General features: G+C 72.0%; 18 protein-coding genes. 10 read left to right on the top strand and 8 right to left on the bottom strand.

Annotated features, from left to right (window positions below):
* Nucleotides 1–6: 6 nt before the first annotated feature.
* Nucleotides 7–882, top strand: a complete 876-nt coding sequence (locus OG852_RS30980) for a GNAT family N-acetyltransferase (protein WP_330349649.1) — start codon at nt 7–9, stop codon at nt 880–882.
* 19 nt (nt 883–901) lie between these two features.
* Here the strand turns inward: OG852_RS30980 and OG852_RS30985 are convergent, their stop codons facing one another.
* The 3 genes from OG852_RS30985 to OG852_RS30995 form a co-directional block, all read right to left on the bottom strand.
* Nucleotides 902–1,594 (bottom strand): DUF7691 family protein, encoded by a 693-nt coding sequence (locus tag OG852_RS30985; RefSeq protein WP_443064582.1) that lies wholly within the window; start codon nt 1,592–1,594, stop codon nt 902–904.
* Between the two features lie 64 nt (nt 1,595–1,658).
* Entirely contained in the window at nt 1,659–2,465 is an 807-nt protein-coding gene (locus tag OG852_RS30990) for an endonuclease I family protein (protein WP_330349651.1), read from the bottom strand.
* A 206-nt stretch (nt 2,466–2,671) separates the two neighbouring features.
* Nucleotides 2,672–4,951 carry a glycosyltransferase family 39 protein gene (locus OG852_RS30995; protein WP_330349652.1) on the bottom strand — a complete coding sequence of 760 codons (2,280 nt, stop codon included), beginning with the start codon at nt 4,949–4,951 and terminating at the stop codon, nt 2,672–2,674.
* Nucleotides 4,952–5,105: 154 nt separating this feature from the next.
* Here OG852_RS30995 and OG852_RS31000 point away from each other — a divergent pair, with 154 nt between their 5' ends.
* From OG852_RS31000 to OG852_RS31020, 5 genes are all read left to right on the top strand, one after another.
* Nucleotides 5,106–5,960 (top strand): serine hydrolase, encoded by an 855-nt coding sequence (locus OG852_RS31000; RefSeq protein ID WP_133911343.1) that lies wholly within the window; start codon nt 5,106–5,108, stop codon nt 5,958–5,960.
* 92 nt (nt 5,961–6,052) lie between these two features.
* Complete coding sequence (locus OG852_RS31005; protein ID WP_330349653.1) at nt 6,053–7,081, top strand: esterase-like activity of phytase family protein; 1,029 nt, start codon at nt 6,053–6,055, stop codon at nt 7,079–7,081.
* Nucleotides 7,082–7,271: 190 nt separating this feature from the next.
* On the top strand, nt 7,272–10,991 hold the full coding sequence (locus OG852_RS31010) for an ABC transporter ATP-binding protein (RefSeq protein ID WP_133911345.1): 3,720 nt from the start codon (nt 7,272–7,274) through the stop codon (nt 10,989–10,991).
* A gap of 142 nt (nt 10,992–11,133) precedes the next feature.
* Nucleotides 11,134–11,550 (top strand): hypothetical protein, encoded by a 417-nt coding sequence (locus tag OG852_RS31015; protein WP_330349654.1) that lies wholly within the window; start codon nt 11,134–11,136, stop codon nt 11,548–11,550.
* Between the two features lie 103 nt (nt 11,551–11,653).
* Complete coding sequence (locus OG852_RS31020; RefSeq protein WP_330349655.1) at nt 11,654–13,066, top strand: S28 family serine protease; 1,413 nt, start codon at nt 11,654–11,656, stop codon at nt 13,064–13,066.
* 31 nt (nt 13,067–13,097) lie between these two features.
* Here OG852_RS31020 and OG852_RS31025 read toward each other — a convergent pair whose 3' ends face one another.
* From OG852_RS31025 to OG852_RS31035, 3 genes are all read right to left on the bottom strand, one after another.
* Nucleotides 13,098–14,882: a glycoside hydrolase family 3 protein gene (locus OG852_RS31025; protein WP_330349656.1), complete on the bottom strand. Its 1,785-nt coding sequence runs from the start codon at nt 14,880–14,882 to the stop codon at nt 13,098–13,100.
* A 110-nt stretch (nt 14,883–14,992) separates the two neighbouring features.
* Nucleotides 14,993–15,859, bottom strand: a complete 867-nt coding sequence (locus tag OG852_RS31030) for a haloalkane dehalogenase (RefSeq protein WP_133911348.1) — start codon at nt 15,857–15,859, stop codon at nt 14,993–14,995.
* Nucleotides 15,860–15,912: 53 nt separating this feature from the next.
* Nucleotides 15,913–16,827, bottom strand: coding sequence for a LysR family transcriptional regulator (locus OG852_RS31035; protein ID WP_330351529.1), 915 nt, complete (start codon nt 16,825–16,827; stop codon nt 15,913–15,915).
* An 88-nt stretch (nt 16,828–16,915) separates the two neighbouring features.
* On the opposite strand from OG852_RS31035, the gene OG852_RS31040 reads away from it, so the two are divergent.
* From OG852_RS31040 to OG852_RS31050, 3 genes are read left to right on the top strand one after another with little or no spacing between them, the layout of a single operon-like run.
* Nucleotides 16,916–17,863, top strand: coding sequence for an EamA family transporter (locus tag OG852_RS31040; protein WP_330349657.1), 948 nt, complete (start codon nt 16,916–16,918; stop codon nt 17,861–17,863).
* Between the two features lie 4 nt (nt 17,864–17,867).
* Nucleotides 17,868–19,103 carry a 3-phosphoshikimate 1-carboxyvinyltransferase gene (gene aroA / locus OG852_RS31045; protein WP_133911350.1) on the top strand — a complete coding sequence of 412 codons (1,236 nt, stop codon included), beginning with the start codon at nt 17,868–17,870 and terminating at the stop codon, nt 19,101–19,103.
* Nucleotides 19,100–19,735: a GNAT family N-acetyltransferase gene (locus OG852_RS31050; RefSeq protein WP_330349658.1), complete on the top strand. Its 636-nt coding sequence runs from the start codon at nt 19,100–19,102 to the stop codon at nt 19,733–19,735. The genes aroA and OG852_RS31050 overlap by 4 nt, the downstream gene beginning before the upstream one ends.
* Before the next feature lie 13 nt (nt 19,736–19,748).
* On the opposite strand, the gene OG852_RS31055 is transcribed toward OG852_RS31050, so the two are convergent.
* Entirely contained in the window at nt 19,749–20,684 is a 936-nt protein-coding gene (locus OG852_RS31055) for a LysR family transcriptional regulator (protein ID WP_330349659.1), read from the bottom strand.
* A gap of 51 nt (nt 20,685–20,735) precedes the next feature.
* Between OG852_RS31055 and OG852_RS31060 the strand changes: the two genes are divergently transcribed.
* Entirely contained in the window at nt 20,736–21,338 is a 603-nt protein-coding gene (locus OG852_RS31060) for an RBBP9/YdeN family alpha/beta hydrolase (RefSeq protein WP_330349660.1), read from the top strand.
* A 373-nt stretch (nt 21,339–21,711) separates the two neighbouring features.
* Here the strand turns inward: OG852_RS31060 and OG852_RS31065 are convergent, their stop codons facing one another.
* Nucleotides 21,712–22,803, bottom strand: a complete 1,092-nt coding sequence (locus OG852_RS31065; protein WP_330347207.1) for an IS630 family transposase — start codon at nt 22,801–22,803, stop codon at nt 21,712–21,714.
* Nucleotides 22,804–22,898: the final 95 nt, after the last annotated feature.

Raw genomic sequence — 22,898 nt, forward strand, 5'->3', positions numbered from 1 at the left:
GGGGGCATGGAATGGGCTGAACTCTCGGTCGCTGACGTACCGGCCGTCGTGGACCTCGCCGTCCGCTGCGCGGCTGTGGACGGCGCGCTCTCGGCCACCACCTCACCCGGATTCCTCGGGAGGCGGTACGCGGGCGAGGGCGTGACCGCCGTCGGCGTCTTCCACGACGGCCTGTTGATCGCCTCGGGCTCCGTGCGGGAAACGGGCGGATCGACGGTGGTGACCGGCCAGGTCGATCCGCACCGTCGCGGCCGGGGGCTCGGCACCGCGCTCCTCGACCGCCTCCTGGAGACGGCCCGGCGCCGAGCCGGCGGCCTCCGGGTGGAGACGGAGTCCCTGACACCCGCAGCCGACGTCCTGTTCACCTCACGGGGCCTGCGCCGGACGTTCGCGGAGGACGTCATGCGCCGCGACCTGCGCGCCCCCTTCCCCGAGGCGGCGTTTCCGGCCGGGGTCGAGGTCGAGGAGTGGAACGACACGAACCGGGCGGACTTCTTCGAGGCCTACGCCTCGTCGTTCGCCGACCGCCCCGGCTTCCCCGGCTGGTCCCGGGACCACTGGACCGACTGGACGGCGGGAGACGACGACTTCCGCCCTCCGTACTCCCTCCTGGCCCGCTCCGCCGACGGCTCCGCGCTCGGCTTCGTCACCTGCGCCCGGGACTTCCTGATCCAGGTGGGCGCGGTTCCGTCCTGGCGCCACCGCGGCCTCGGCCGCGCCCTCGCGGTCACCGCCCTGACCCGGATGAGGGACGCCGGTGAGCCCGAGGTCTTCCTCGACGTCAACCTGAACAACCCCGCGTCCGCCACCCTCTTCCGGGGCCTCGGCTTCACACCCGTCGCCCGGAGAGCCCGCTACGAACTCCTCCGGGACGTCGGCTGAGAAGTGCACGGCCGCGGTATCAGCAGAACCAGAAGAAGATCGTGTCGTCCCTGCGCCCCAGCCGCCGCGCCGTCTCCCACTCCTCCGCCTCGAACCGCATCAGCTCGGCGAACCTCCCCGCCGTCTCCGTGAACTCACGGTCCAGATGGTTCAGCACCCTCTCGTACGCCTCCGCCAGCAGCGCCGCACGCTGCGCCGGCAGCACCCCGATCTGCGGCACCGCGTCCCCCGGGTGCGGCAGCCGCAGCGGCGGGCCGCTGAACAGGAAGGTCGCGGGCAGGACCTCCCGGGGGACGCCGTGCCGGGCGAGCTCGCTGTCCAGCGCGAAGAACCAGGACGGCCGCCGCCACATCCCGAGGTCCGTGGGGTCGGAGAAGTGCGGGGCGACGGCCTCATGGAAGGCGTACGTGTACGCGGGACACAGCTCCGCGCTGGGCGCACCGCCCGCGACGAGCTCCTCCAGGGCGCGGCTCACCGACACCTCCAGGGCGATGCCCTGCTCCCGCAGCCGCGCGTCGGTCTTCTCGCACCGCTCACGCACGAGGGTGAGCATGCGCTCCTGCTCCTGCGTCCGCTCCACCGCGGTGAGCAGCCGGATCACACCCCGCATGTCACCGGTGCTCATCTCCAGGCAGTTGCCCACTGGTTCGTCCTCCCCGCTCCCACGCCGGCCCTGGCGATCATCATGACCATGATCCACCAAGTCGCCCATGACACAGGGCCCTCCCGGGAACACTCCGGGAGGGCCCTGTGGTGGGGCTGTGGGACGCGGTGGCCTACCAGATCGCCTCGACCCACTCGGGGTGGTCGATGAACGGGTTGCGGTTGTGCTGGTAGGTGTCGTAGATGACCTGGTTGCGGCGCTCCTCGAAGGCGCTCGGCGGGTCCGCCTCGTTCCACGCCTTGAGCACGGAGAGCTTGCCCATGTAGGGGTTGGAGCCGTTGTTGACCTTCTCGTTGGGCTCCAGGTCGGCGAAGCCGTCGCCGCCGTCGTAGCGGACCGCCATGTAGAGGATCATGCGGGCCACGTCGCCGCGGTCCGCCGCGCGCGGGGCGAAGGAGTCGGAGTCGACGGTGCTGCCGCCGCCGTTGGTGACCGCGCTGCCGCCGTTGTCGAAGTCCAGGTTGCCGCGGATGCTGTTGACCTGGACGTCGCAGGCGCGCAGATGGTGCAGGTCGGTGCCGGGGCCGATCGACTCGCCGAAGTCGCCGTGGGACTTGGCCCAGGTGTGCTCCCGGTTCCAGTCGCCGACATCGCCGCCGTTGAGGGACTTGCTGCGTGAGACACCGCTGTACAGCAGGAGCACGTTGCTGGTGTTGTTCGGGTCCTGGTCGGTGACCTTCAGCGCGTCCCAGACCGCGGAGTACGAGATCTTCGAGACGTTGGAGCTGATGATGGTGTGGAGGGACGACTTCAGGCTCGTACCCGTCTTGCCGACCGCGTTCTTGTAGTACGTCGAGTCGTACGCCGTCGTCGTCGCCGCGGCGGGGGTCGCGGTGAGCGCGGGCGCGGTGAGGCCGACCAGGACGGCAGCGGTGGCAAGCGCCACCGACTTCCCTCGGCGGATGCGTGTCGCCAGCATGTGGGGTGTCCGATCTACGCGGGTTGATGGGAGGCGGCAATCGGGAGCGTGACATGCACATGCGGCCGTGTAAATGGACTGTGCGTGTCCATTGAGTGACTGGAAACGGCAAAACGCCTCTTGTCTACGCGAGTTGACCCTGTATGGGGACCACGGAAACGGCCCCTGACGGAATGTCAGGGGCCGCTTCCGCTGTGCCGTGTCGGTCAGCTCACGTCGGACGGGTCCAGCCGGTAGACGGAGGAACCGGAGGAACTGGAGGAACTAGACGACGAGTCGGAGCCGTACTCGCTCTCCTTCACCGCCGTCCCGTGCTGCTGCACCCAGCTCGTCAGCTCCTGGTTCTGGCTGTTGTTGCCGCCCATCCCCATGCCGCCGCCGAGCTGGATGTAGTGCAGCTCGCCCTTCTTCACCAGGTCCTTGAGCCTGGCCAGGGTCATCGCGTTGTCCGAGCCGGTGAAGCCGAACATCGAGATGACGGGCTTGCCGGTGCTCAGGATCATCTGGCCCGCGCTCTGCGAGTTGGACACCGCGATCAGCCACGTGGCGCCGTCCTGGTGCTTCTCCAGGTACGAGACGAGCGCGCTGTCGGCGCCCCCCATGCCGCCACCGCCCATCCCGCCACCGCCCATGCCGCCACCGGGGCCACCGCTCGTGCCGCCGGGCGCGCCGCCCTGGGCCGAGCCGTTCTCGCCGCCGCCCTGGCCGCCGCCGGGGAACTCCCCGTTCGTACCGCCCTGCTGAGAGCCCTGGCCGCCCTGACCCCCGCTCGGCGTGCCGCTGGGAGCGCCGCCGCCCTGGGGAAGCTCGCCCGCGTTGCCGCCGCCGGGGAACTCGCCGCTCGCCTGGCCGCCGCCCTGCTGGGTACCGCCCGGCATCTGTCCCCCGGGACCGCCGCCGCCGAAGCCGCCCCGGCCGCCACCGCCGCCGGGACCGCCCATGCCGCTCCCGGTGGAGGGCCCCGCGGTCGGGTTGGTGCCGCCCATCATGCCGCTGGAGCCGCCGAAGGCCGGCGAGGCCGCGTACGCCGTCGGGCCGGCGAGGGCCGCCACGATCGCGGCGGCGACGGAGGCGCCGAGCAGCCGCAGCCGGGTGCCCGAGCTCGCGGACCGCAGCACGAACAGGCCCGCGATCGCCAGGACCATGAGCACGCCGATCACCGGCCACAGCCAGGTGTTCCAGCCGGTGGCCCGGCGCAGCAGCACGATCGCCCAGACACCGGTCACGGCCAGCCCGGCGGGCAGCACCCACGACCAGCGGGCGTCACCGCCGCGGAAGGCGCGCCACAGCATGACCCCGCCGCCCCCGCTGAGCGCCGCGATGCCCGGGGCGAGCGCGGTGGTGTAGTAGGGGTGCATGGTGCCCTCGGCGAGGGCGAAGGTGACGTAGTGCAGCACGGTCCAGCCGCCCCACAGGACCAGCGCGGCCCGCGTCAGGTCGGTGCGCGGGGTGCGCCCGCGCAGCACGAGACCGGCGACCAGCGCGATGCCCGCGAAGGGGATCAGCCAGGAGATCTGGCCGCCGAGGACGTCGTTGAACATCCGCCCGATGCCCGCGGTCCCGGCGAAGGTGCCGCCCCCGCCCCCGCCGCCGCCGCCGTTGCCCTCGCCGCCGAGGACGCGGCCCAGGCCGTTGTAGCCCATGATCAGGTCCCAGGCGCTGCCGTCGGTCGAACCGCCGATGTAGGGCCGGTCGTCGGCGGGGACGAGGGACACGGCGGTCGCCCACCAGAAGCTGGAGACGGCGAGCGCCACGGCGGCGAGGGCCAGATGGACGGCCTTCCTCTTCCAGCCGAGCCTCGAGGCGTACACGTACACGGCGAAGACGGCGGGCAGGGCGATGTAGCCCTGGAGCATCTTGGTGTTGAAGGCGAGTCCGAAGCACACCGCCGAGCCGATGAGCGGCAGCAGCCTCTCGTCGCGGGTGGCGCGCAGCCCGAGGGCCGCGCCGGCCACCATCAGCAGTACCAGGATGGTGTCGGGGTTGTTGTCGCGGTTGATGGCGACCGTGATGGGCGTCAGCGCGAGCACGAGGGCGGCGACGGTGGCCGCGACATGCCCGAACACCCGTTTCACGGAGGAGTGCAGGATCCAGATCGTGCCCAGCGCCGCCGCGATCTCCGGCGCCATCATCTGCCAGGTGCCGAAACCGAGGATCCGGCAGGACAGGCCCATGATCATGAGCGCGAACGGCGGCTTGTCGACGGTGATGAAGTTCCCGGCGTCCAACGAGCCGAAGAACCACGCCTCCCAGCTCTTCGTACCGCTGTAGACCGCGGCGCTGTAGAAGCTGTTGAGGCTGTTGCCCGACAGGTTCCAGCCGTAGAGCACCGCCGCCAGGACCAGGATCGCGAGCAGCGCGGGCAGCGACCAGCGCGGCGCCCTGTCCGGTGGTGGCGCCGCGGCGGCCGTCTCGGCGGGCGTCGGCGGCGGCCGGTCGGGGGACACGGTCTCGTGCGTGGGAAGTGGATCGGTGGCAGATGTCACCCTTCGCATGCTGTACGTCAGGTGTGGGCAGCCGCTGTGCCGAACCTGGCCGCAGCCTGTGAAGACGCACAGGAGCCGGTAACGGCTTGCCCAGGCTTTGCCCAATCCCCGCGGCTCGTACAACCATTCGCCCGAACTGGTGAGTCAACTGGGCATGACTCACCGCACCCCGATCATCAGGAGAGGACTGGCCGCCACAGCGCTCGGCACCGGGATCCTCGTCACCGGTGTGGCCACCGCCGCACCGGCTTCCGCCGTCACACCCACCGTCAGCTGTACGTCCAGCAACGCGGCCCTCGCCGCCAAGCTGAAGAGGGACATCACGGCCGCCCTCGCCAACCGCAAGGGCACCGTCGCGGTCGGGCTCTACGACCGCAGCACCAAGACGACCTGCACCCTGCGCGCCTCCACCGCCTACGACTCCGCCAGCGTCGTCAAGGTGACCGTCCTGGCCACCCTGTTGTGGGACGCGCAGAAGACGAACCGCGCCCTGACCAGCACCGAGAAGTCGCTGGCCACCAAGATGATCACCCAGTCGGACAACACCTCCACCTCCACCCTGTGGAGGCAGCTCGGCCTGACGAAGGTCAAGGGCTTCCTGGCCGCCGCCGGGATGACCCAGACCAAGCCGGGCGCGAACGGCTACTGGGGCCTGACCCAGATCACCGTGACCGACGAGCAGAAGCTCCTCAAGCTGATCACCGCCTCCAACTCGGTCCTCACCACCGCCTCGCGCACCTACATCAGCACCCTGATGGGCAAGGTCATCTCCTCGCAGCGCTGGGGCACCCCCTACGGCCGGCCCTCGAACGTCACCTGGCACGTCAAGAACGGCTGGCTCTCGCGCGCCACGCACGGCTGGCGCGTCCACAGCGTCGGCACCTTCAAGGGCGGCGGCCACGACTACATGATCACCGTCCTCACCCAGGACAACAGCACGATGAACTACGGCATCACGACCATCCAGGGCGTCGCCAAGGTCATCCACAAGGACCTCGCCGCGTCCTAGACCTGCCCTCGACCGAGTCCCGGCCCTCGACGAGTCCCGCTCTTCAACGGGCCGCCCCCCGTACGTCATCCACCCGCCCTACGGTGACGCCCATGCGCCTGCGAACCGTACTCGCCACCTTCACCGCCGGCCTGGCGGCGGCCGCCACCCTCACCGCCGCCGGGCCGGCGCACGCCAACGCCCGGGCTGCCCACGCCTGTTCGCCCACGGTCTCCCTGGACCGCTTCTCCGACGCCCTCGACAAGACGACGTACCAGGGCACCTTCGTCGGCAACTTCTCCGCCCTCGCCCTGGACGGCGACGGCTCCCTCGCGGCCCTCTCCGACCGCTCCTCCCTCTTCGACCTCGACGCCCGCACCCTCGCCCCGAAGAAGGTCGTCCCGCTCGCCGACGAGAACGGCGCCGCGCTCGACAGCGAAGGGCTCGTCATCGACCGGGACGGCACCCGGCTCATCACCTCCGAGACCGAGCCGTCCATCCGCCGCTACAGCACCGACGGGACGATCCTCGACCGCCTCCCGGTCCCCGCCTCCCTCCGCGTCGCCCCCGCCGGCCGCGCCACCACCAACCAGACCTTCGAGGGACTCACCCTCCTCCCCGGCGGCCGCACCCTCCTCGCCTCGATGGAGTACGCGATCGCCGGCGACACCGCCGGCATCGTCCGCTTCCAGACCTGGCGGCGCACCAAGGGCGACCACTTCGAGCCGGCGGCCCAGTACGCCTACCGCACCGACGCCCCGTTCCTCGGCGTCCCCGAGGTCCAGGCGCTCACCGACGGCCGCCTCCTCGTCCTGGAGCGCGGCTTCACCTCCGGCGTCGGCAACACGGTCCGCCTCTACCTGGCCGACCCCCGCCACGCCACGGACACCGGCGGCGTCGACACCCTCACCGGCCAGCCGGACGTCCGCCTGATCAAGAAGACCCTCCTCACCGACCTCGTGACCTGCCCGTCACTGGGAGCGACCGCCAAGCAGCCCCAGCCGAACCCCCTCCTGGACAACGTCGAGGGCATGGTGGTCACGGGCCGGGCGAAGGGCACGTACAAGGTCCTCCTGGTGAGCGACGACAACCAGAACGCGACCCAGACGACCCGCTTCTACTACCTCCGGGTACGGGTGTGACACCGCCAGGGCAGCGCACGTGAGGGGCGCGGGGCCGTATCGACACGCGGCTCCGCCGCGCGGGCGCGACCAGCCCGCACGGCGCCGCACCCGCCACCCGACCGCACCCCCCGATTGTTAAGGCGGGATGAAATCTCGCGCCGCAGGCGTTGGTGCCTTCCGGTAGATCAGCGAAGCGGAAGGCACCGGCGTGAGCGGAGAACAGGGTTGGGCACGGCGGCTGGCCGGATACGCCTGGCGGTATCCGAAGGACGTCGTCCTGGCCCTCGGCTCCTCCCTCGCCGGCATGGCCGTGATGGCCCTCGTCCCCCTGGTCACCAAGGTGATCATCGACGACGTCATCGGTGCCCACACCCGTGACATGGCCCCCTGGGCGGGCCTGCTGGTGGTCGCCGCCCTGCTCGTCTACGCCCTCACCTACGTCCGCCGCTACTACGGCGGGCGCCTCGCCCTCGACGTCCAGCACGACCTGCGCACGGAGATGTTCGCGACGATCACCCGCCTCGACGGCCGCCGCCAGGACGAGCTGTCGACCGGCCAGGTCGTCGGCCGCGCCACCAGCGACCTCCAGCTGGTGCAGGGACTTCTGTTCATGCTCCCGATGACGATCGGGAACTTCGCCCTCTTCGTGATCTCCCTCGTGGTGATGGCCTGGCTGTCCCTGCCCCTCACCCTCGTCGCCCTCGCCGTCGCCCCCGCCCTGTGGTGGATCGCCCGGCGCAGCCGCAGCCGGCTCCACCCCGCCACCTGGTACGCCCAGGCCCAGGCGGCGGCCGTCGCGGGTGTGGTCGACGGCGCCGTCAGCGGCGTCCGCGTGGTGAAGGGCTTCGGGCAGGAGGAGCAGGAGACCGGCAAGCTCAGGGAGGTCGGCCGCCGGCTCTTCGCGGGACGCCTGCGCACCATCCGGCTGAACTCCCGCTACACCCCCGCCCTGCAGGCCGTCCCCGCCCTCGGCCAGGTCGCGATGCTGGCCCTCGGCGGCTGGCTCGCCGTACGCGGGCACATCACGCTCGGCACGTTCGTCGCGTTCTCCACCTACCTCGCCCAGCTCGTCGGCCCGGTCCGCATGCTGGCGATGGTCCTCACCGTCGGCCAGCAGGCCCGCGCCGGCACCGAACGCGTCCTGGAGCTGATCGACACCGAGCCGTCGATGACCGACGGCACCAAGGAGCTGCCCGCGGACGCGCCCGCGACCGTCGAGTTCGACGACGTCTCCTTCGGCTACGACCCCGGCCACCCCGTCCTCGACGGGCTCAGCCTGGAGATCCGCCCCGGGGAGACCCTCGCGGTCGTCGGCTCCTCCGGCTCCGGCAAGTCCACGGTCTCCCTGCTCCTGCCGCGCTTCTACGACGTGACGCGCGGCGCGGTCCTGATCGGCGGCCACGACGTCCGCGAGCTCACCCTCGACTCGCTGCGGGCCGCGATCGGCCTGGTCCCCGAGGACTCCTTCCTGTTCTCCGAAACGGTCCGCGCCAACATCGCGTACGGCCGTCCCGACGCCACCGACGACGAGATCCGTGCGGCCGCCCGCGCCGCCCAGGCCGACCGTTTCATCGCCGAGCTGCCCGAGGGCTACGACACCAGGGTCGGCGAGCACGGACTGACCCTGTCCGGCGGCCAGCGCCAGCGTGTCGCCCTCGCCCGCGCGATCCTCACCGACCCCCGGCTGCTGGTCCTCGACGACGCGACCTCGGCGGTGGACGCGGCCGTCGAGCACGAGATCCACGAGGCCCTCAAGCAGGTCATGGAGGGCCGCACGACCCTCCTGATCGCCCACCGCCGCTCCACCCTCAACCTCGCCGACCGCATCGCCGTCCTCGACGCCGGCCGGCTCGCCGACCTCGGCACCCACGAGGAGCTCCAGGAACGCTCCGCCCTGTACCGGCGTCTGCTCACCGACCCGGACGAGCTGGGCGGCGTCTCGCCCGGCCACACCCAGCGGGTCGAGGCCGCCGAGGACACCTCGGTACGCGACGAGCTGGACGCGGAGTTCGACGCCGAGCGCGGGGTCACGCCCCGGCTGTGGACCGGCGACCGGGAGCCGAAGGACACCGCGCTGGCGGGCATGCCGGCCACGCCCGAGCTGCTCGCCCAGGTGGAGGCGCTGCCGCCCGCCACCGACACCCCGGACGTGGACGAGGCCCGCGCGGTCACCCCCGAGGACTCGTACGGCCTGCGCCGGCTGCTGCGCGGCTTCGGCGCCCCGCTGCTGATCAGCCTCGGTCTGGTCGCCGTGGACGCCGGGATGAGCCTGCTGCTGCCGATCATGATCCGGCACGGCATCGACGACGGCGTGACCCGGCTCGCGCTCGGCGCGGTCTGGACGGCGTCGCTGCTCGCCCTGCTCGCCGTGGCCGTGCAGTGGGCGGCCCAGACGGGCGAGACCCGGATGACCGGCCGCACCGGCGAACGCGTCCTCTACAGCCTCCGTCTGAAGATCTTCGCCCAGCTCCAGCGCCTCGGCCTCGACTACTACGAGCGCGAGCTGACCGGCCGGATCATGACGCGTATGACCACGGACGTCGACGCCCTCTCCACCTTCCTGCAGACGGGTCTGGTCACGGCCTTCGTCTCCGTCGTCACCTTCTTCGGGATCATGGTCGCCCTGCTGGTGATCGACGTCCAGCTGGCCCTCGTCGTCTTCGCGACGCTGCCGCCGCTGATCATCGCCACGTACTTCTTCCGCAGGGCGAGCGTGAAGGCGTACGAGCTGGCGCGCGAGCGGGTGTCGGTGGTCAACGCCGACCTCCAGGAGTCGGTGTCCGGGCTGCGGATCGTGCAGGCCTTCCGGCGCGAGGGCGACGGCGGGGCGCGGTTCGCCGAGCGCAGCGACAGCTACCGCCGGGCCCGGATCCGGGGGCAGTGGCTGATCTCGGTCTACTTCCCCTTCGTCCAGCTGCTGTCGTCGGTGGCCGCCGCGGCCGTGCTGATCGCGGGCGCCGGCCGGATCGACGCGGCGACGCTGACGACCGGCGCGCTGGTCGCGTACCTGCTCTACATCGACCTGTTCTTCGCCCCCGTGCAGCAGCTGTCGCAGGTCTTCGACGGCTATCAGCAGGCGACGGTGTCCCTGGGCCGCATCCAGGAACTGCTGCGGGAGCCGACCTCCACGAAGTCGGCCGACGCGCCGCTGGAGGTCCCGTCCCTGCGGGGCGAGATCGCGTTCGAGGGCGTCCACTTCGCCTACGGCGCGGAGGAGGAGGCCCTCGCCGGCATCGACCTGCGCGTCCCCGCCGGGCAGACGGTCGCCTTCGTCGGCGAGACGGGCGCGGGGAAGTCGACCCTGGTCAAGCTGGTGGCCCGGTTCTACGACCCGACGTCGGGCCGGGTGACGGTCGACGGCACGGATCTGCGCACCCTCGACATCACGGCGTACCGCCACCGTCTGGGGGTCGTCCCGCAGGAGGCGTACCTCTTCCCCGGCACGGTCCGTGACGCGATCGCCTACGGCCGCCCCGACGCCACGGACGCCGAGGTGGAGGCGGCCGCGCGGGCGGTCGGCGCCCACGAGATGATCGCGACCCTCGACGGCGGCTACCTCCACGAGGTCGCCGAACGCGGCCGCAACCTCTCCGCCGGCCAGCGCCAGCTCATCGCCCTCGCCCGCGCGGAACTCGTGGACCCCGACGTCCTGCTCCTCGACGAGGCGACCGCGGCCCTGGACCTCGCGACGGAGGCCCAGGTCAACCAGGCCACCGACCGGCTGGCGGGCCGTCGTACGACACTCGTCGTCGCCCACCGCCTCACCACGGCGGCCCGCGCGGACCGGGTGGTCGTCATGGACCACGGGCGGGTCGTGGAGGACGGCACCCACGACGAGCTCCTCGCCCTCGACGGACGCTACGCCCGCCTGTGGCGGACCTTCGTCGGCGCGGCCGAACCGGAGGAGCCCGTCGGCGCGTCCCGCTGACCGCCGTGCAACCACCGGCCCGTCTCGGGCGTCCGTACATCAGTACGGCAATCGCGTGTACGGCGTGCGTGTGTACGACCTTCATGGTCGGCACTCGTGGGGACGGCATCGCGTACGGCGAACGTGGGAGGGGTCGGGGACCGTGGGCAAAGAAGCGCGGGGTGGACCGGGTGGACCGGGTGCGCTGAGGCGGCGGCTGGCGGTCGGCATCGCCCTGCTGACCGCCTCCGGGGTGCTCGCGCTCGCGGCGCCGGGCGAGGCCGGGGCGGCGCCCTCCCGCTGTCAGGGGCGCAAGGTGCGCACCCTGACCTTCTCCACCGGCTATGTGAACGTCTACAAGAAGAACGGCACCGTCTGCGCCATCACCTTCCAGAGGAACCCCGGGAGGAACCAGCGCATGTCGGTCAGCGTGCAGGCGCGCGGTTTCGTCCCGGTGCCCGCGGCGGGAACACGCACCCGGAGCATCGGCCCGGTCCAGACCCACGCCGGACACCGCTGCGTACGCGTGAAGGGCGCGGTCGGCCGCGGCTCGGTCAGCACCGGCTGGATCCTCTGCTGACCCCGCCCGCCCGCGTCCGAGCCGCCAACGCCCCCTGGTGTGACGGGTGTTGACCCGGATACCTTCCGGTTCACATCTGTCTCACAGGGAAGGGTGCACGCGCATGCGCAAGGCGCTCAGATGGCTGCTGGCGCTCACCGTGCTCATAGGCACGCTGAGTACGGCGGGGGCGGCCACCGCCGCCGAACCGGGGCCGGCGGACATCAAGGACCAGCTTCTCTCCATCCCGGGCATGAGCCTGATCCAGGAGAAGCCGTACCCGGGCTACCGCTACTTCGTCCTGAACTACGCCCAGCCGGTCGACCACCGGCACCCGTCCGCCGGCACCTTCCAGCAGCGGATCACCGTGCTCCACAAGGACGTCAGCCGCCCCACGGTGTTCTACACCGGCGGCTACAACGTCTCCACCACGCCCAGCCGCCGTGAGCCGACCCAGATCGTCGACGGCAACCAGGTCTCCATGGAGTACCGCTTCTTCACCCCGTCCCGCCCCGACCCGGCCGACTGGTCCACGCTGGACATCTGGCAGGCGGCGAGCGACCAGCACCGCATCTTCACGGCGCTGAAGAAGATCTACTCCAAGAACTGGATCTCCACGGGCGGCTCCAAGGGCGGCATGACCGCGACCTACTACGAGCGCTTCTACCCGCGCGACATGGACGGCGTGGTGGCCTACGTCGCCCCCAACGACGTCGTCAACGACGAGGACTCCGCCTACGACCGCTTCTTCGCGACCGTCGGCACCAAGGAGTGCCGCGACCGTCTGAACGCGGTGCAGCGCGAGGCGCTGGTGCGCCGTGAGCCGCTGGAGAAGAAGTACGAGGCCTACGCGGTGGAGAACGGCTACACCTTCACCACCATCGGCAGCCTGGACCGCGCCTACGAGGCCGTCGTCCTCGACTACGTCTGGGGCTTCTGGCAGTACAGCCTGCTGTCGGACTGCGACACGATCCCGTCGAACGCGGCCACCGCCACCGACGACGAGATCTGGACGTCGATCGACACGATCTCCGGCTTCTCGTTCTACACGGACCAGGGACTGGAGCCCTACACCCCGTACTACTACCAGGCGGGCACCCAACTCGGCGCGCCCACCATCCACTTCCCGCACATCGAGAAGAAGTACATCCGCTACGGCTACCAGCCCCCGCGCAACTTCGTCCCGCGCGACATCCCCATGCGCTTCCAGCCCCGGGCCATGCGTGACGTCGACACCTGGGTGAAGGACCACGCCCACCGGATGCTCTTCGTCTACGGCCAGAACGACCCCTGGGGCGCGGAACGCTTCCGCCTCGGCAAGGGCACGAAGGACGCGTACGTCTTCACGGCGCCCGGCCTCAACCACGGTGCGAACGTGGCGGGTCTGACGTCCGACGAGAAGACCCTCGCCACGGCCCGCATCCTGTCCTGGGCGGGCGTGTCGTCCTCCGCCGTCTCCGAGGCGAAGCCCCTGGCGACGTTCGACTCGAAGCTGGACGTCCGGGACGTGGAACGGGAGCCGACGCTGCGTCCCTGACCGTGCCTGGTGCCCCGGCAGGCAACACCCCCTAGTACGTGAGGCCGTGACCCAGGGGATGGAGGACCTGGGTCGGGTCGTCCGCCCGTTGCACCGGCACCGGGAGCCGTCCCTGCGGCCTGGCCGCGCCCGCGATCACCCGGGCGGCGGCGCGCAGTTCGACGTCGGTCCAGGAGTAGGCCGCCAGGAAGGCTGGTACGGACGGGAGATGGGCGACGTCGTACGGGTTGCGCACGGCCACCGCCACCACCGGGCGGCCGGTGGCCGTCAGCCGTTCGACGAGGGTGCGCTGGGGGCTCGCGGCGGTGACGTTGCAGGTGGCCACGACGACCGCGTCAGCCTCGCCCGCCGCCGTGACGGCCCGTTCGATCGTCTCGGCGGACGGATCCGTGCCGGTCGACAGGGCCGTCGCCGTGAAGCCGAGGGCGGTGAGGGCGGCGGCCAGGACGGCGGTGGGCGGACCGGTGGTGCCGGACGGGGAGGCCGGGTCGGCGCCCACGACCAGGAGCCGGGGGTGCGCGGCGGGCGAGAGGGGGAGCAGCGGACCCTCGTTGACGAGCAGGGTCGTCGTCCGCGCGGTGATCCGCTCGGCCTCCGCGAGATGCTCCGCGCGGCCGACCACCCGGCCGACGGCGGCGGGGTCGGCGTACGGCTCGGCGAGCAGCCCGAGTCGCTCCTTCAGCCGCAGGATCCGCAGCACGGACTCGTCGAGCCGTTCCTCGGTGAGTTCCCCTTCCTGTACGGCCTTCAGGACCGCGTTCCAGGCGACGGCGAGGTCGGGCGGGTCGAGGAGCTGGTCCACGCCCGCCTTGAGCGCGAGCACGGGGACACGGTCGTCGCCGTACTTGGTGCGGACGCCCGCCATGCCGAGGGCGTCGGTGACCACGACCCCGTCGTGGCCGAGGCGTTCGCGCAGGATGCCGGTGAGGATGGGGCGGGAGAGGGTGGCCGGGTCACCGGAGGCGTCGAGGGCCGGGACCAGGAGGTGCCCGGTCATGATCGCGTCGACGCCGGCCGCGATCGCCGCCCGGAAGGGAACCGCGTCCAGACGTTCCCAGACCTCACGGGTGTGGGTGATGACCGGGAAGCCGGTGTGACTGTCGACGGCGGTGTCCCCGTGCCCCGGGAAGTGCTTGGCCGTGGCCGCGACCCCCGCGTCCTGATACCCCCTGACCTCCTCGGCGACCAGCGCGGCCACCGCCTCCGGGTCCGCGCCGAACGAACGCACGCCGATGACCGGGTTGGCCGGGTTCACGTTCACGTCGGCCACGGGGGAGTAGTTCTGCCGTACGCCCAGGGCGCGCAGCTCACGGCCCGCGATCCGGCCGAGGGTGCGGGCGTCGGCCGTGGAGCCCCCCGCGCCGAGGGCCATGGCGCCGGGGAAGAGGGTGGCCGGCCGGCCGATCCGGCAGACGATGCCGTGCTCCTGGTCCGTGGCGATCAGCACGGGCACACCGCGCGGCTGCCCGAGCGCGGCGCGCTGGATGCCGTCGGAGAGCTCGGCGATCTGCCGCGGGTCACGCGTGTTGTGCGCCCAGGAGAAGTAGATGATCCCGCCCACGCGGTACTTCGCGACCAGCTCGGCTGCCGTGCGGACGCCGAGTTCCCCGAGGTTGGCGTCGATGTCGGCCTGGTCGGGTTCGGTCGCCGAGTGGCCGTACACCCGGGCCACGAACAGCTGGCCGACCTTCTCCTCCGGCGTCATCCGGGACAGCACGGCGGCCGGGCGGTCGGCGTCGGCCCGGGCCGTGCCGCCGACGGCGAACGCCGCGGTGACACCCGCGCCGGCGGCGAGGACGGTACGTCGGGAGGGCATGCGCGCACGCTACCCGCGGCGGCGCCGTCATCGGCGCATTGGTGGAGGGGGCGCGCCGATGACGGCAGGGCCGCCGGCCGCCCGGACTCGTCGGCGGGACGGGCCCCCGGTCACAGGTCCCGCAGGCCGTGCCGGTCCGCCCACGCGGACACCGCCGCGGCGATCTCGGCCGGCCGGTCCTCCGTCGCGTGATGTCCGGCGGGGCCGCACGCCACCGTCTCCAGGGCGGCGATGTTCCGGGCGCACCAGTCGGCGGTCTCCGGCCCGACGAGCAGCGTGGGTGAGCCCTCGAAGGTGAGCAGCAGCTTCGGTACGTCGTCGCTCTTCGCGAGCCAGGCGTCGTACGCCTCGATCCGCGCGACGAGTTCGGCCGGTTCGCCGTCGACCGGCATCTGCCGGGCCCAGGCGAGCAGCGGGCGGCGGCTCTCCCGGGTGGGGTACGGCGCGAGGTAGGTCTCCAGATCGGCGGCGGAGGCCGGGGTGAGGACACCGCCGGAGTAGGCCTGTCGTACGAAGAGGTTCTCGTCGAGCATCGCCTCGCCCGCCTCCGAGCGGATCGTCTCGGCGCGTGCCAGGGCCTGCGGCGTCAGCTCGTCGCGGGCCGGCGGCTTGACGAAGGTCTCGAAGAAGGCGAGGCCGCGCACCCGCTCCGGGTGCCGCGCGGCCCAGTCGAACCCGAGGGCGCCGCCCCAGTCGTGCCCCACCAGCACCACCCGGTCCAGGCCGAGCGCGTCGAACCAGGCGTCCAGATAACGGGCGTGGTCGTCGAAGCGGTGGGCGAGGTCGGGCTTGCCGGAGCGGCCCATGCCGATGAGGTCGGGCGCGAGGAGCCGGCCCGCGCCGATGCCGGGGAGGACATGGCGCCAGGTGTGCGAGGAGGAGGGGTTGCCGTGCAGGAACACGAAGGCGGTCCCGTCGGTTCCGGCGCCGGTCTCCTCGTGGTGGAGGAACGAGTCGAGCACGGATGTCGTAGGCATGCCCGATACGGTACATGGCTACTATGTTCATGGCTACTATTTTGTGTCCATGGCTACTGTTCTTCCCGGGCCGGGACCGGCCACCGCTCCCGCAGTACCCGTACCGTCTCCGCGATCGCCGGCCGCCGGGCCGCCCCCGTGCGCCACAGCGCGTACAGCCGGCGCACGGGCATCGGGTCGAGCGGGACCTCGACGACCCCCTCCGGCAGAGGGCCCCGGCCCAGCCGGGGGATGAGCGCGACACCGAGGCCTGCGGCGACCAGGGCGACGAGGGTCGGGTTCTCCTCGGCCGTGTGGACGACGTCCGGCTCATGGCCGGCCGTGCGCAGGGTGCGCACCAGCCAGTCGTGGCAGACCCGGCCGGGCGGCTGGCAGATCCACCGCTCGCCGCCCAGCTCCTCCCGCCGTACCGCCGTACGCCCCGCGAAGGGATGGCCCTCGGGGACCAGCAGATCGCACAGGTCGTCCCCGATCACCGCCTGCTCGACACCCGCCGGGGCGGGCAGCGGGGCGATGTCCCAGTCGTGCGCGACCGCGAGGTCCACCGCCCCCTTCGCGACCAGGTCCACCGACAGATGCGGGTCCACCTCGCAGAGCCGGGCGTCCAGGGCGGGGTGGGCGCGGGCGAGCTCGGCGAGGACGGACGGCAGCAGGCCGCGCGCCGCCGACGGGAACGCGGCGATGTCCAGCCGCCCGGCGGGCACCCCGCGCCGCTCCTCCAGCTCGGTCTCGGCGCGCTCCATGATCGCCAGCAACTCCTTTGCAGTGGCCGCGAGTTGAAGCGCCTGGTCGGTGAGGCGGATACCGCGTCCCTCCCGTTCCAGAAGGACCGTCCGGGTCTCCCGCTCCAGCTTGGCGATCTGCTGGGACACGGCGGAGGGCGTGTAGCCGAGCGCGGCGGCGGCCGCGCCGACGGTGCCGTGGACGGACACGGCGTGCAGGGCGCGCAGACGCTGGAGATCGAGCACCGCAGAATCCAATCGGTAGCGTTCCTTCATCCCACCATGCAGGAAACATCGCTGGTGCTTCACGGTCGAGGCGGGTGATCCTCGACGCATGCGCCCCGCCCACCTCGCCCTCGCCGTCCTCGTCGCCGCCGTCTGGGGCGTCAACTTCACCGTCATCGAGATCGGCCTCGGCCACTTCCCGCCCCTGCTCTTCTCCGCCCTGCGGTTCCTGGTGGCGGCCCTGCCCGCGGTCTTCCTCGTGGGCCGTCCCAAGGTGGCGTGGAAGTGGATCGTGGCGGTGGGTCTGGTGCTGGGCGTGGCGAAGTTCGGGCTGCTCTTCCTCTCGATGGACACGGGCATGCCGGCCGGCCTGTCCTCCCTGGTGCTGCAGATCCAGGCGGTGTTCACGGCGGCCCTCGCCTTCGCCGTCCTCGGCGAACGGCCCACCCCGCTCCGGATCCTGGGCATGCTGATCGCCCTCGCGGGGATCGGGGTGGCGGCCCTGGACGAGGGCTCCTCGGGACCGCTCGGCGCCTTCGCCCTGTGCGTCGCGGCCGCGGCCTGCTGGGGCGTCTCCAACGTCATCACCCGCAAGGCCGCCCCGCCGGACTCCCTGAACTTCATGGTCTGGGTGAGCACGGTCCCGGTCCTGCCCCTGCTGGCCCTCTCCCTCCTCACGGAGGGCCCGAGCCGGGACTACGACGCCCTGCGCGCCCTCGACTGGCAGGGCGCCGGCACCGTCGTCTACGTCGCCTGGGTCACCACGGTCTTCGGCTTCGGCGCCTGGGGCCGGCTGCTGCGCCGCCACCCCGCCTCCACCGTCGCCCCCTTCTCCCTCCTGGTCCCCGTGTTCGGCATGTCGTCCGCCGCCCTGTTCCTCGGCGAGCCGGTGAGCGGCCTGCGCTGGTGCGCGGCGGCCCTCCTGGTGGGCGGCGTCGCCCTCACCTCACTGGCACCGGCGCGGGCAGGGACCGTACACAGACCACGGAAACCCACCCCCTCTTCGGTCCATCTCGTGGACTTGCCCCCGTCGCGGGGGTCGCGCACGGGATCATGAGGGCATGGCCCTCGTCGACATTCCCGGTTCCAAGTCCATCACCGCCCGTGCCCTGTTCCTCGCGGCCGCCGCCGACGGTGTCACCACCCTCCAGCGGCCCCTGCGGTCGGACGACACGGAGGGCTTCGCCGAAGGGCTGGCCCGGCTCGGCTACCGCGTCGGCCGCACCCCGGACAGCTGGCAGGTCGACGGCCGCCCCCAGGGCCCCGCCGTCGCCGAGGCCGACGTCTACTGCCGGGACGGCGCGACGACCGCCCGCTTCCTGCCCACCCTCGCCGCCGCCGGCCACGGCACCTACCGCTTCGACGCCTCGCCCCAGATGCGCCGCCGCCCCCTGCTCCCGCTCACCCGCGCCCTGCGCGACCTCGGCGTGGACCTGCGGCACGAGGAGGCGGAGGGCCACCACCCGCTCACCGTCACCGCGCGCGGCGTCGAGGGCGGCGAGGTGGTGCTGGACGCCGGCCAGTCCTCCCAGTACCTGACCGCCCTCCTCCTGCTCGGCCCGCTCACCCGCACCGGCCTGCGCATCACCGTCACCGACCTGGTCTCCGTGCCGTACGTGGAGATCACCCTCGCGATGATGCGGTCGTTCGGCGTGGAGGTCGGCCGCGAGGGCGACACCTACGTCGTCCCGCCGGGCGGCTACCGCGCCACCACGTACGCGATCGAACCCGACGCCTCCACCTCCAGCTACTTCTTCGCCGCCGCCGCGCTCACCGGCGGCGAGGTCACCGTGGCCGGCCTCGGCGAGGGCGCGCTCCAGGGCGACCTGGGCTTCGTGGAGGTGCTGCGGCGGATGGGCGCGCTGGTGGAGGTCGGCGCGGACCGCACGACGGTGAAGGGCGCCGGCGAACTCCACGGCGTCACCGTCAACATGCGGGACATCTCCGACACCATGCCGACCCTCGCCGCGATCGCCCCCTTCGCCTCCGGGCCCGTCCGCATCGAGGACGTGGCGAACACCCGCGTCAAGGAGTGCGACCGCCTCGACGCCTGCGCGGAGAACCTGCGCCGCCTCGGCGTGGACGTGGCGACCGGCGAGGACTGGATCGAGATCCGGCCGGGGACGCCCCGGGGCGCCGAGATCAAGACGTACGGCGACCACCGCATCGTCATGTCCTTCGCGGTGGCCGGTCTGCGCACCCCCGGAATCTCGTTCGACGACCCGGGCTGCGTCCGCAAGACCTTCCCCGGTTTCCACGAGGCGTTCGCGCGGTTGAAGGGGGAGATCGTCGGGTGAGTTTCACCGCGAAGGGCCCGGTCCTGGAAGGCTCGCTGGTGCGGCTGGAGCCGCTGGAGCAGCGGCACGCGGGGGAGTTGGGGGTGGCGGCGGAGGAGAACCGGGAATCGTACGCGTTCACCTGGGTGCCGAGGGCCGACGAGGTCGACGCGTACGTCGACGCCCAGCTCGCCCGCGCCGCGACGGGGCGACTGGTGCCCTACGCGCAGGTGTCGCTCGCCACCGGGCGGGTGGTCGGCACCACCTCGTACTGGGAGCCCCGCTGCTGGCGTTCGGAGGACCGGCTGGACGCCGTGGAGATCGGGTTCACCTGGCTCGCGGCCTCCGCCCAGGGCACCGGCGTCAACGCGGAGGCCAAGTTGCTGCTGTTCCGCCATGCCTTCGAGGAGTGGGGCGTGTCCCGGGTCGACCTGAAGACGGACGCCCGCAACAGCCGTTCCCGCGCGGCCATCGAGAGCGTGGGCGCCCGCTTCGAGGGCGTTCTGCGCAACTGGTCCCGCTCCTGGGCCCCCGGCGAGGAGGGCCGCCTGCGCGACTCCGCGATCTTCGCGATCACGGCGGAGGAATGGCCCGAGCGGCGGGAAGCGCTGGAGCGCCGGGTGGCCCGGTACCGCACCCCGGCCGCGCAGTGATCGTCCCCCCTTGTCAGCGGAGCACGGCCGCTGCCGCCGCCCGAAGCTCCTCGCGTACGGCCCCCAGCACGGGATCCCCCTCCGCCCCGGCCCGTACGGCGAGGAAGACGTTCCGGGACGGGGGCGCGCCCTCGGCCGGGCGGAGCGCCAGCGAGCGGGGGGCGTAGAGGGACCGCACCAGCCGCGGCACGAGCGCCACCCCCACCCCCGCCTCGACCAGGGCGGCCAGCGCGGCCCAGTCGCCGACGGCGTGCCGGATGTCGGGAGTGAAACCGGCCGCCGCGCACACGGAACGGGTCACCGCACCGCAGCAACTGGCCGCGTCCCCCACCACCCACACGTCCTTGGCCAACTCCCGCAGGGGTACCGCGGCGCGGTCCGCGAGGGGATGGCCGGGCGGCAGGGCGACGTCGAGGACATCGGTGAGGAGGTCCTCGCGGCTGTAGCGGGGGTCGGTGTGCGGGGGAGCGGCGGCGAAGTCGACGGCCACGGCGACATCGAGCTGCCCGGCGTCGAGCGCCGTGAAGAGGTCCGGCGGCTCGGCCTCGACCACATCCACCCGCAACCGTGGCAGCCGCTCGCGCAGCCCCCGCAGCGCGGCGGGCAGCAGCCCCAGGATGCCGCTGGAGAAGCAGCCGACGGTCACCGTGCCCCGCCCGCCGTCGGTGTACGCCGCGAGATCGGCGCGGGCCCGCTCCAACTGGGCGGCGATGACGTCGGCGTGGGCGAGGAGGACACGCGCCTGCCCGGTGAGCCGTACGCCTCGGCCGTCGCGTTCGGTGAGGGGGACGCCGAGGTCACGGGCGAGGGTCGCGAGCTGCTGGGAGACCGCCGAGGGGGTGAGGTGCAGGGCCTCGGCGGTGCGGGCGAGGCTGCCGCGGCGCTGGAGTTCCCGCAGGACGGTGAGGCGGCGCAGATCGATGGTGAAGGCGGCACTTAACGGTTCCACCGCAAAAGATTAACTGGACCTGCCCGATACCGGAAGGGAATGATCCCCTCCATGCCCACCACCCTCTCCCCCTCCGTGCTGATCCTCCACGGCTGGCAGAACCACCGCCCCGAGGCCCACTGGCAGCACTGGCTCGCCGACCGCCTCACCGCCCTCGGCCATCCCGTCACCTACCCCCAGCTCCCCGACCCGGACACCCCGTCCCTGGAGACCTGGCTGACCGAACTGGAGCGCCTCCTGGCCGGCTTCGGCACCACCACCTCCGAGCGGGTCGTGGTGGCCCACAGCCTCTCCGCGGTCCTCTGGCTGCACGCCGCCGCCCGCAAGCTCCCCGGAGTGACGGCCCCGGACCGCGTCCTCCTGGTGGCCCCACCCGCGCCCTCGGTCATCGAAACCCACCCGGAGATCGCGGCTTTCACACCCCCACCCCTGACCGACCTCCCCCTCCCCACCCCCACGCACCTGGTGGCCGGCGACAACGACCCCTACCTCCCCGAGGGCGCCCAACAGACCTACGGCACCCCCCTGCACCTCCCCACCACGATCCTCCCCGGGGCGGCCCACCTGGACCTGAACGCGGGGTACGGCCCATGGCCGTCGGTACTGGAGTGGTGCCGGAACCCGCAGACACGGCTCGGGGGGCGGGAGGAGTAGGGCGGCGCCTTCTCCTCACGGGCCGGCACATATCAGCCCGTCGGGCGTCCGAGGCCAGGAGCGGTGCCTTCTCGGCGCAGGGTCGGCAATATCAGCCCGTCCGGCGTTTGAGGACAAGGCCCGTTCAGGGCCGAGACGGGGGGCCCGGGGGCGGCAGCCCCCAAAGACGGTCACCCCGACACCCCGCACCCGACCGGAGAACGGTGCCTAGGGGGGTGTTTCGAAAGTCCCGCACAGCACCCGCGGCGCCCGGCACGTACGCGCGCCGTACCGGCCGAAACCCCACGTACGCCCAGTACGAGGGCTTTCGTCCGGCACGCCGAGAGCACGCACCGGACACCGCGGGCACCGCACAGGACGTTCGAAACACCCCCTAGTGACCTGAGTCAGAGATTCGGCGGCAGTAGGCGGCTACTTTGTCGAGGATCTCGTCGGCGGACTTGGTCCAGATGAACGGCCTCGGGTGTTCGTTCCAGTCGGCGAGCCAGCTGCGGATGTCGCGTTCGAGGGCTTGGACGGAGCGGTGGACGCCGCGCTTGAGCTTCTTCTGGGTCAGCTCGGCGAACCACCGCTCGACCAGGTTCAGCCAGGATGCGCTGGTCGGCGTGAAGTGCAGGTGGAACCGCGGATGGGATAGCAGCCACCGCTTGATGTCGGGCGTCTTGTGGGTCGCGTAGTTGTCCAGGATCAGATGAACCTGCAGATCAGCCGGGACTTCCTTGTCGAGCTTCGCGAGGAACTTCTTGAACTCCGCTGCCCGGTGGCGGCGGTGGAGGGAGCCGATGACCTTGCCGGTGGCGACCTCGAGAGCGGCGAAGAGGGTCGTGGTGCCGGCCCGGACGTAGTCGTGGCTGCGTCGTTCGGGAACTCCTGGCACCATCGGCAGGACCGGCTGGGATCGGTCCAGGGCCTGGATCTGCGACTTCTCGTCCACACAAAGGACCAGGGCCTTCTCCGGCGGATCGAGATACAGACCGACGACGTCGCGAACCTTGTCGATGAACAGCGGGTCGGTGGACAGCTTGAACGTCTGCGACCGGTGCGGGGCCAGAGCGAACGCCCGCCATATCCGTGACACCGTCGACTGCGACATTCCCGTGGCCGCGGCCATCGACCTCGTCGACCAGTGGGTCGCGTTCTTCGGCGTCTCCTCGAGCGTCTTGACGATGACCCGCTCGACGTCGGCATCGGTGATCTTACGGGGGACGCCGGGCCGCGGGTCGTCGCACAAGCCGTCCAGCCCCCGCTCGATGAAGCGGCGCCGCCAGGTGCGGACCGTGTCCGGAGCGATCCGCAGCCGACGGGACACCTCCATGATCGAGTGGCCTTCGGCGCACTCCAGCACGATCCGCGACCGCTGAGCCAACGCCTGAGCCGTCGTACGGCGACGTAACCAACCGTCCAGCACCGCCCGCTGGGCATCAGTTACTGACAACGGCGGAATCTTCGGACCCGGACGACTCATGCCCGACTAACGACGAATCTCTGACTCAGGTCACTAGGGCCCTTCTGACGGATCTCCGCGGCGTCGCGACGCCCGGCACGCCCGCTCGCCGCACG

The organism is Streptomyces sp. NBC_00582 (genome assembly GCF_036345155.1).
GTDB lineage: Bacteria > Actinomycetota > Actinomycetes > Streptomycetales > Streptomycetaceae > Streptomyces.